This window comes from Legionella dresdenensis, from assembly GCF_042649825.1.
Lineage (GTDB): Bacteria > Pseudomonadota > Gammaproteobacteria > Legionellales > Legionellaceae > Legionella_C > Legionella_C dresdenensis.
The window spans coordinates 25,474-35,326 of sequence record NZ_JBHSAB010000012.1 but is presented as its reverse complement, the minus strand read 5'-3'; the positions used below and the strand labels follow the sequence as shown (position 1 = coordinate 35,326).

The window sequence follows — 9,853 nt, the reverse complement described above, 5'->3', positions numbered from 1 at the left end:
AAAACGTTATGTTTCAGCGAGTTATTCCTTAAAAAAACTCACTGCTTCCATTTTTTGTCCGGCACAAAGAGATTTCTTCCTTTGCACAGGACAATTTCTGTAGGTTGGGTCGTTTCGACCCAACATTATTAATCTCCAATCACTTTTCAGATTTGGAGTGCTTGATAAAAAATCTTGTTGGGTCAAAACGACCCAACCTACATTAATACAATATTTGTCCTGTACAAAGAAATTTCTCTTTGTTTAGGCCCTGCCTACTTAAAAATACTGTATTAGTAATTACGACACCTTGTCAAACAGTTTTTGATTTTTCATTACTACTGCTCTCTGCACCGCAACATAATTGATGCAAAATCTTACAAAAACTTAACATTTTTTCTGAATTACCTGCGATATCATTAAAAAAACTGCTGAATTATGGTGCTATATGCCCCTGACTAACCGTGAAGAAACAATAATCGCAGCCTGGATAGCCAAATTATCGCAAATTAAAACAGATAGAAAAGATTTAAAACAAAAACTCCTATCTACTCTGCAAGAGGGCGGTAATCCAATTGCCCGTCTTAGAAACTTTAATCAGTTGCGGGACACTTTATTGTCTGATCATCATGATCAAGGCTTGTTCTGGACCGCAAGCTTTGACCTGTTCTGGGATATTGTTGCCTCTTTAAGCTTTGGCCTTATAAAACGTTCCGGTACTGGTTCCCGTTTACGGGAAGCATTAACAGAAGAACCCCAAATTTACATTAAATCGATTAATCTGGAAACATTAAACACTATTGAAAATAATCAGATATCACTTACAGACAGTCAGTTTCAACATGCATCTGTTGATGAAATAGTTAGTGATATCAAGACCCGCTTATCAAAATATACCGCTGACCGTAAGGAAATTGATTTATTACTTGAACGCATTACCTTGCTGAAAAAATATGCAAAACCAGATCATAATGTCACGCCTGCACTTGATCCCAAAGCATATAAATGCCTGCTTGATGAAGTATTTAAACAGTACCCTATCCATTCATTACATTATTTTTTCAATTATTATGAACGCCATTTGCATCATGACATCCCGAAACTGAATCAGTATTTAATTATTGATAAAATCAGCGATGAACTGATGAAAACATTTATCGATAAGCAACCAACAATCCACCAACGCATTCATAATAATATCAGCCTGCTCCTGCTATTAAGCGTCCATCGCCCTGAAGTGCCTGCAAATCACAAAGCAGGTAACAGACATAACCAGCAACAAGGTTTCATTGGCTTTCTGAATGCATTGGTTGCCAATAACACTACTGATATACCGTTAGATAATCCATTCTGTAAGCATATTATTCATCACATTAAAGAACAGCTATTCAATGAAGAAAGTGCAGACGAGCATGCAAGAAGTCAATCCAAAGAAATTTTAAGCTCTTCAGGCACCGAAGACAACTACATGGAGCTATTAAAAAAACTGTATCAAAAGCACCGTTTTAAAAGCCAGGATAATCCTCTACTGGTGTTATTTGCCCGAAAACTCTGTGAGAGATTATTCACCGATTATTTTTCCTGGCAAAACAACGCATTCCAAAAGACCGGTACCGGACCATCCGGTAAGGAAATGTTATTATGGCAGGATAATGGCCTGGCTAATCAGCTTGTCCAATTCATTTCGGAGAATATTCTGGAGCGGAAAGGCCAATATTTTCTTATGGGAGAAAATCAAAAAAGTATGGAGTTGTCTAACCAGGTCAAGCTGATGTCAACCACCAGTTACTCATCCAACATTCCTGTAGAAATGCGCCAGGTTGAACAGTTTTATATGGAACTTTCACTAAATTATTCTGCTTATCGTAACCCCGAGATGCTTTATCGGGTCGCACGCGGCATCCGAAGTATCGTGGATCATTTCTCCCGGGATCAGCAATATTGGCTTGTCAGTCGTCTGGCTAAAATTTTACCCTCTGCGGTTATGAAAAAATTAAACCATATTCTGGTAGAACTGAAATTTTATGATGATGAAAAGGACATACCCCAGACCAAACCAGAGGAAACCTCAACCGCTGCCATATTGATTGCTAATATCAAAGCTAATATCGATTTAGCAAAAAACGCATTTCAATCTCTGGATGCAGCAGCTGAAAATCAAGCCATTAGCTGTGCATTAACAGATTTTCGCCAATGCTTATCATTACCAAAACTGGCCTCGAAGGATTTGTTGGAGCTGCAAAGCATATTGAATATGGAGCTGCATGAACACTATTTAACCCATACCTTATCAGCTATTTTCCGCAGTCTGATTGAATTTGCACTTTCAAAGCAAGTAACAGCAGCAGAGCCAAGTCCAGGCAGATCACGTTATAGCTTGATGGCGGAAGATGCCGGAACCATTCAACATAGCCCAGAGGCAATGCAGCGTAATCAAGATTTTGCGTAACTCCCCACGTCATCCCGAGCGCAGCGAGGGATCTCCCTGCAGTGGCACAATCTATAACATAACGGGATATAAATCGTCCCACTCAGGATTTAATGAATTAATCAGATCCTGCTTCTTTTTTCGTGACCAGCCTTTGATTTACTTTTCTCGCTCACTAGCCACGACTATTCGTCCAGCTTGCTGTTGTACGAGCTTTTCCAGTTCAGCAATCCTTGCCAAAAGCGTTGTGATAATTTGTTCGTAGTCTTTCATCCCGCTATTTGATCATAACCGCATAATTTTTCAAGTGTTTTTTTCAATGTTTTAGTATGTGCCACTGCAGGGAGATCCCTCGCTGCGCTCGGGATGACGTGGGGAGTTACGATTTTGCAATGTAGTGAAAGAGTGTTGGGCTTCACAGCCCAACACTCCTTTGATGAAGACCAGGGCGTGTTTTTAAAGTTATTTCTGGGCTCCAAAAGCAATAAAATGGTCTGAATTTATGCTCGATTTCGTTAAATAGAGCCGGCTATTCGCCTCAATCGACCAAAAATTCAGCCTCATTTTCCTGCTTTTTTCGCTTCCAGAAAAACGTTAAAAACATGCCCTAGAATCCTAACCAGTCATTTAGCCGGTTAATCAACAAATGGCTGCTATCAAAATTAACATTCTCCACACTCCGAACCGGACGGACACCCTGCAAGGCATTAGAGGTAAAGAGGGAGTCAGCTTGATATAGCTCATTAATCGGAATCGCTCTTTCAACACATTCGATTCCGTTTTTTCTGGCTAATTCCAGAATACGCTGGCGAGTTATACCGGCTAAAATACCATTTGAAATTGCTGGCGTAACTAATTGATTGTTTTTAATTAGAAATAAATTCGCAACAGTGGTTTCCAGTATCTCATTGTTGAAATTTAAAAACAGGGCATCATCACTACCGGCTGCACGCGCCTGACGGCAGGCGGTAATTGCCTCGAGGTAATTAATTGATTTTACTGAATAAACGGGATTATTACTGTCGCGCCGCCAAGGGGCAATAATCAATTTAAGAGGCGAACGCTCTATCGAATATTGGAATGCCTGGATAATCAAGCCTGGATTCTGGCCAACCGAAGCCAGGCCGCGCTCAGCTTCGCCAGGACACAGAACCACTTTAATGCCGCCATCGCGCAGATTAGCCAGCTTACCAGCCTGAAGCAGGCTGGCATGCCATTGCTCACGGGAGCATTCAAAGCTGATAGACAATTTATGTGCTGCCACTTTCATGCGCTGCCAATGCAATTCAGCACAAACCGGTTGCCCAGAGCTGACACGTATGGTTTCAAAAAGCCCTTCTCCAAGGAAAATACGATCTGTTCCTGCCAGGGTCAGCTGGTTGTCATTTTGGTAGATAACCTTAATAGACAAATTAGTAATCTACAAAATCATCGAGCTCATCACGCAGGCGTTTCTCTTCCAGCATCTGCTCCAGGCGTCGGCGCGCATCCATTAAACTACTTTCTTCCTTGTCTAATTCAACGTCATTTTCATCCTCAAAGGATTCTTCAACCAAATCGTCGTCTTCATCAAACAAATCACTCATTATACTCTCTCATCAGTTTAACGAACAAAATAATGGAGATTGCATCCATCAAAGAATAAAGGTCTAAAATTGCTTCTTCGCAGAAGGAGGGTATATACCTTATTTTTTATGCAATGGCTAGATCATTTGTAATTTTTTTTAGGGCACAGTCAGGTTTTGCGGCTTCAGGCTTACACTTGCCAATTTCATGTATCCATCTGATAATCAGTTAAAATAATAACCTGTACCGCTATGACAGACCCATTCAAAACAGCATTACGCCAATCGATTCGTGCTGTGCGCGAGAAACTGACTTTACAGTACCAGCATAACGCATCCAGGCGTATTTGCGCCCGGATAGCTTCACTTGAGCCTTATCGCTATGCCAGACATATTGCGCTTTATAGCGCCTGCCGTGGGGAAATTGATTTGTCTGATTTATGGCAAACTGCTGCTAAACAAGGAAAAAACTGCTATTTTCCTGCGGTTAATGCCGACCAAACCCTCCGTTTTCTACCAGCAGCTCCGACCACAGCTTTTAAAGAAAACCACTATCAGATTCCAGAACCGGATGTAGATGACAGCCAGGCTGTTTCACCAGGTAAGCTTGATATTATTTTTCTGCCGCTGGTTGCGTTTGATGAATATGGTACACGTCTGGGAATGGGCGGCGGTTATTACGACCGTACGCTAGCCAGCGAAAGACCGCCTTTGCTAATAGGGGTTGCGTATGAATTTCAGCGTCAGGATTACTTGCAGGCTGAAAGCTGGGATATTCCCCTGACTCTGATCGTGACCGAAAAAACTGTTTACTGGAGTGATAATGACTAAGTATTGGTTAATGAAATCTGAACCATCCTGTTTCAGCATAGATGATCTTAAAAACTCGCCGAATCAGACCTCGCCCTGGGATGGCGTCAGAAATTATCAGGCACGCAATTTTATGCGTAATGATATGAAGCCAGGCGACCAAGTGTTTTTTTACCATTCCAATTGCAATCCGCCAGGCATCGCAGGGCTTGCCGAAGTAGCGAGTACCGCGTATCCGGATTACACCGCCTTTGATCCCGAAAGCGAGCACCCAGATCCTAAAAGCACACCGGAAAATCCACGCTGGTTTATGGTTGATGTGCGTTTTAAGAAAAAATTTCATCAGATAATCCCACTGGATCAGCTAAAACAGTATCCGGAACTTGAAAAGATGCCCCTATTGCGCAAAGGCAATCGGTTATCGGTTTTACCGGTAAGTGAGGAGGAATGGCAGTTTATTAATGCCTTAAGCAACTAATATGCTTCGTAGTGCTTATGTGCCGATTGCTTTCTTCTCTACAGGTTTTTAAGACTAATTTCCAATCTTTGCAGTAAGTCCTTTCGTTTAAAGGCTTTTTGCAAACCCTCAGATGCCAGGGATGGCATCTGGGAGCGTCAGGATGACTTCATGCGTGTTTGCAAAAAGCCTTTAAACGAAAGGGCTTACCCGCGCTGAAATTGCAGGCGAGAGGTGTTGCAGTAGCTAACCTATGGCGTCTTCGCCTACTTCGCCCGTACGCACTCGGACAACCTGCTCCAGGTCATACACAAAGATTTTGCCATCGCCGATTTTACCGGTATAAGCCGCTTTACAAATGGCATCAATGGCGGTTTCGACCATGTCATCCGGCAAAGCCAGTTCAATTTTAATCTTGGGGAGAAAATCCACCACATATTCCGCCCCACGATACAATTCGGTATGGCCTTTCTGGCGGCCAAAGCCCCGGGTTTCAGAAATGGTAATGCCTGGAGCGCCTATCTCCATCAGCGCTTCATGAACATCGTCCAGTTTGAATGGTTTTATAATTGCGGTCAGCATTTTCATATTTTTAAATTCCCGGGTTGAAGTACATGACGAGAAGCAGTAAATTTTGCTAGACTGTGGCTAACACAATACAGGAATATACCACTATGTTTGATCCAAAACAGTTTGATGATATAGCAAAAAAACTCTTTGCCGCCTTGCCGTCAAGTTTACAAAGTTTTGAAAAAGATATTCAACAAAAATTTCGTGAAGTACTGCAAACAGCATTCGCACGTCTTGATTTGATCACCCGTGAGGAATTTGACATCCAAACCAAAGTATTGGCAAGAACCCGCGAAAAGCTTGAAAGTTTACAGACTCAAGTTGATGCCTTATTACAAACCAGAGCAGCAAACGAAGAACATAAAGAAAATTAATTAATTTTCCTGAATAAATAATAATAACAAGACCAACCCAAGGAAAGATAATGAACCTCGCGCTTAGTAAGACGCGGAGCATATTGGGTATTCATGCCCAACCAGTCTCCGTTGAAGTCCATTTGGCTAACGGCCTGCCCAGCTTTGCCATAGTCGGCCTCGCTGAAACCGCTATCAAAGAGAGTAAAGACAGAGTACGAAGCGCCATTGCCAACAGTAATTTTGAATTTCCCTGCCGTAGGATCACCGTTAATCTCGCTCCTGCTGATTTACCCAAAACCGGCAGCGGGTTTGATTTACCAATTGCCATTGGCATTCTGGCGGCCTCAGGCCAGATTTGCCCCGACAAACTGACTGACCATGAATTTATTGGTGAACTGGCGCTTAGCGGCGAACTACGCGGCATTAACGCCATCATCCCAGCTGTTTTGGCAGCCCATCGTGACGAGCGGAAATTAATTATCGCCGAAGCCAATGCCGAAGAAGCAGCCATTACCGGCCATACCACTGTCCTGAGTGCACGCAGTCTGATCGAGGTATGTAATTACTTGAGTAACGGCACGCCGCTACAAGTACTGCCGCCAAGGCCTGTACTGAGCAGTACTGATGCTAAAATTGACTGGTCGGATATCAAAGGCCAACAGCATGCCAAGCAGGCAATGCTTATCGCAGCTACCGGTGGGCACAGCATTCTGCTAAGCGGCCCGCCAGGCAGCGGGAAAACCATGCTGGCCAAACGGTTTAGTACGTTATTGCCTGAGTTATCTGAAACAGAAGCGTTAGAATGTGCAGCGATCAACTCGATACGAGGACGACGGCCGGATTATCAGGAATGGCGCACGCCGCCCTTTCGTGCGCCCCACCATACGGCCTCGCCAATTGCGTTGGTCGGTGGAGGTAATCCCCCTAAACCCGGCGAAATCTCACTGGCGCATAATGGCGTATTATTTCTTGATGAACTTCCGGAATTCAGCAAGCATGTGCTAGAGACACTGCGCGAACCACTGGAATCAGGCAATATCTGCATTTCCCGCGCAGCCTCGCAAACCGAGTTTCCGGCACGGTTTCAGTTATTAGCCGCCATGAATCCATGCCCGTGCGGTCAATGGGGAAATCCCAATGCCAATTGTCTGTGTACACCCGATCGTATCAGCCGCTATCTCGCCAAATTATCCGCCCCGCTTTTGGACAGAATCGACATGCACATTCAGGTACAGGCCCTGCCACAGGAGGAGCTGATTAAACCGAATTATTCTACCGGACGGGAAAGCGGCAAGCTACGGTTAGTCATTGCAGAGCATCGCCAATTGCAGCTTGCTCGGCAGGATTGCCTGAATTCAACCCTGGGTCCCAAAGAATGTGAGCAGGTTTGTGAGTTGGGCGATAAAGAACAGGATTTTTTACATCAGGCCATGAGCAAGCTTAAATTATCAGCGCGTGCTTATCATCGTTTGCTGAAAGTGGCTCGGACTATTGCTGATATGCAGGGAGAAAAAATTGTGCCGCTGCGGGCTTTACAACAGGCGTTGTCATTTAAGCAGACTTTACAGATGCCAAAGTAGGTTGGGTCGTTTGACCCAACAAACATTATGTAGAAAGCGCCTCAATAATCGCCATCCGCATAAACACGCCATTATTAACCTGCTGCAGAATGCGTGATGCCTTCCCATCAGCCACATCACTATCAATTTCAACCCCGCGATTTATCGGTCCTGGGTGCATCACAATCGCATCCGGCTTTGCGTAAGCCAGAGAACTTGCCGTAAGCGCGTAATTTGAGCGATATTCCTGCCAATCAAGGTGCTCCCCCTCAACCAAACGCTCGCGCTGCACCCTCAGGGTAATCACGACGTCAGCATCAGCAAGGCCTTGCTGCAACGAGTTGGTTACTGTTCCATAATGAACAACTTCTGGCTGCCATATCTCGGGCGCTACCAGCATCAACTCTTTCACGCCAACCAGTTTGAACAGGCATTGCAGCGAATTGGCTACCCTGGAATGCCGCAAATCACCAACAATCGCAATTTTGAGGCGGGGTAAATCAGGCTTATTTTCCAGGATGGTCATTAAATCAAGCAAAGCCTGGCTAGGATGGGCATGCTTGCCATCACCCGCGTTAATAATATGCCCATTCTCACCGACAGAAGGAACCAAATGCTGCTGGATACCATCCTGGCGATGGCGAATCACGAATAAATCAATTCCCATTGCCGCCAGAGTGGCCAGAGTATCCTCTATCGTTTCACCTTTATTTTCCGATGAATTGGCCAAATCGATGTTAATAACCGGCATGGCCAGCCTTTTTGCTGCCAACTCAAAACTGACTCGAGTCCGGGTACTGTCTTCATAAAACAGCGTCGCCATACAATGGTCAGTCAAGCCTGTAATTACTTTGTTGTGTTTGAAGTAAAACGCCCGCTCTAACAATTGCTCAGTCTGGGCAAGACTTAATTGGCTGATTTCGATTAAATGATTCATTATGCTGTAACTACTGTGGATATTGCAGCCATTGTTCAAGAATAATGCAGGCAGCAATACTATCAATTGGGGTGTTTTTAATTTTACGATAACCGCCGCGCTCAAACAAGATAGCACGCGCCTCGACCGTTGAAAGCCGCTCATCGACTAAATGAACTGGCAATGAATAACGTTGCTCCAGTTGTCCGGCAAATTGTTTTGCCGCTTCAGTAGTATAAAGTTCACTATCGTTAATACAGGTTGGCAATCCGACAATTAACGCTTCCGGCTGCCATTGCCTGATTAATTGCAGGATCTGGGACCAGTCAGGAACGCCCTGGACTGCATCGAGCGTGATTAACGGGCTTGCATTGCAAGTGATTGCCTGTCCTACTGCTACCCCAATGCGCTTATAACCAAAATCAAAACCAAGAAATACACCTTTCGGCATGAACCACTCCACGTATAAATTACCGTGACATGCAGGTTGGGCCGGTTGACCCGCCATGTTCACTAGGCATGGCCAGCAGCAGAGCTTAAGCGAGTCATATCTACGCCAATAATAGAACCCGCATACTGCCAGCGCTTTTCAAAAGGCACATCATACATGATTTCCGGACGAAACGGGCAGACTAGCCAAGTATTATTCATCACTTCCTGTTCCAGTTGATCACCAGTCCAACCAGAATACCCTAAAGTAACCAGCACATCTTTTGGGCCATTGTCTTCTGCAATTGCCCGGATAATATCATTTGAAGTAGTCACTGTGACATTTTCGTCAAGCGCCAGGCTTGAACGCCATCCGCCATAGGGACGATGAATTACAAATCCACGCTCTGGCTGAACTGGTCCGCCAAACAACAATGGCCTTAGTTTAATTTCGCTTTGATTAGGTACAATATTCATTTGATCAAAAACCAGACCCAATGGAAATTCCATCGGCCTGTTAATGATTAAGCCCACAGTACCCTGCACATGGTGTTCACAGACATAAATAACCGTGCGTGCAAAATTTGGATCAGTCAGCGACGGCATGGCTATCAGCATATGATTAGCCAATGAACTATCGATCGCCATTCTCTTTCTCCATTCCAATTTCTTACTATTAGTATAATCGTTTTTCAGTGGTTTATGGCGCATAATTGATTATTTTTTTATCTTTTAGATCATTTTAAACGCTTAATTAATTGATAATAAGTTGCTTTTTTTAATT

11 protein-coding genes are annotated in these 9,853 nt (G+C 44.0%); 5 read left to right on the top strand and 6 right to left on the bottom strand.

What is annotated here, in order from left to right; genetic code table 11:
• Positions 1 to 427: 427 nt before the first annotated feature.
• The gene (locus ACFORL_RS06775; protein WP_382342377.1) at positions 428 to 2,428 is read left to right on the top strand and encodes a hypothetical protein; all 2,001 of its coding nucleotides are present in this window, start codon (positions 428 to 430) and stop codon (positions 2,426 to 2,428) included.
• A gap of 586 nt (positions 2,429 to 3,014) precedes the next feature.
• Here ACFORL_RS06775 and ACFORL_RS06770 read toward each other — a convergent pair.
• Together ACFORL_RS06770 and ACFORL_RS06765 are read right to left on the bottom strand one after the other, a co-directional pair.
• Positions 3,015 to 3,818, bottom strand: coding sequence for an aminotransferase class IV (locus ACFORL_RS06770; RefSeq protein ID WP_382342376.1), 804 nt, complete (start codon positions 3,816 to 3,818; stop codon positions 3,015 to 3,017).
• Position 3,819: 1 nt separating this feature from the next.
• Positions 3,820 to 3,993 carry a PA3496 family putative envelope integrity protein gene (locus ACFORL_RS06765; protein ID WP_382342374.1) on the bottom strand — a complete coding sequence of 58 codons (174 nt, stop codon included), beginning with the start codon at positions 3,991 to 3,993 and terminating at the stop codon, positions 3,820 to 3,822.
• A gap of 231 nt (positions 3,994 to 4,224) precedes the next feature.
• Between ACFORL_RS06765 and ACFORL_RS06760 the strand changes: the two genes are divergently transcribed.
• Together ACFORL_RS06760 and ACFORL_RS06755 are read left to right on the top strand one after the other, a co-directional pair.
• Complete coding sequence (locus ACFORL_RS06760; protein ID WP_382342372.1) at positions 4,225 to 4,803, top strand: 5-formyltetrahydrofolate cyclo-ligase; 579 nt, start codon at positions 4,225 to 4,227, stop codon at positions 4,801 to 4,803.
• On the top strand, positions 4,796 to 5,260 hold the full coding sequence (locus ACFORL_RS06755) for an EVE domain-containing protein (RefSeq protein ID WP_382342369.1): 465 nt from the start codon (positions 4,796 to 4,798) through the stop codon (positions 5,258 to 5,260). Before ACFORL_RS06760 ends, ACFORL_RS06755 begins: the two co-directional genes overlap by 8 nt.
• Before the next feature lie 225 nt (positions 5,261 to 5,485).
• On the opposite strand, the gene ACFORL_RS06750 is transcribed toward ACFORL_RS06755, so the two are convergent.
• Complete coding sequence (locus ACFORL_RS06750) at positions 5,486 to 5,827, bottom strand: P-II family nitrogen regulator (protein WP_382342367.1); 342 nt, start codon at positions 5,825 to 5,827, stop codon at positions 5,486 to 5,488.
• 86 nt (positions 5,828 to 5,913) lie between these two features.
• On the opposite strand from ACFORL_RS06750, the gene ubiK reads away from it, so the two are divergent.
• Together ubiK and ACFORL_RS06740 are read left to right on the top strand one after the other, a co-directional pair.
• Complete coding sequence (gene ubiK, locus ACFORL_RS06745) at positions 5,914 to 6,183, top strand: ubiquinone biosynthesis accessory factor UbiK (protein WP_382342365.1); 270 nt, start codon at positions 5,914 to 5,916, stop codon at positions 6,181 to 6,183.
• Positions 6,184 to 6,233: 50 nt separating this feature from the next.
• Positions 6,234 to 7,745 (top strand): YifB family Mg chelatase-like AAA ATPase, encoded by a 1,512-nt coding sequence (locus tag ACFORL_RS06740; protein WP_382342363.1) that lies wholly within the window; start codon positions 6,234 to 6,236, stop codon positions 7,743 to 7,745.
• 25 nt (positions 7,746 to 7,770) lie between these two features.
• On the opposite strand, the gene ACFORL_RS06735 is transcribed toward ACFORL_RS06740, so the two are convergent.
• From ACFORL_RS06735 to ACFORL_RS06725, 3 genes are all read right to left on the bottom strand, one after another.
• Entirely contained in the window at positions 7,771 to 8,661 is an 891-nt protein-coding gene (locus tag ACFORL_RS06735; RefSeq protein ID WP_382342361.1) for an aspartate carbamoyltransferase catalytic subunit, read from the bottom strand.
• Between the two features lie 10 nt (positions 8,662 to 8,671).
• Complete coding sequence (gene ruvX, locus ACFORL_RS06730; RefSeq protein WP_382342359.1) at positions 8,672 to 9,091, bottom strand: Holliday junction resolvase RuvX; 420 nt, start codon at positions 9,089 to 9,091, stop codon at positions 8,672 to 8,674.
• A gap of 62 nt (positions 9,092 to 9,153) precedes the next feature.
• Positions 9,154 to 9,717, bottom strand: a complete 564-nt coding sequence (locus tag ACFORL_RS06725; protein ID WP_382342357.1) for a YqgE/AlgH family protein — start codon at positions 9,715 to 9,717, stop codon at positions 9,154 to 9,156.
• Positions 9,718 to 9,853 lie beyond the last annotated feature (136 nt).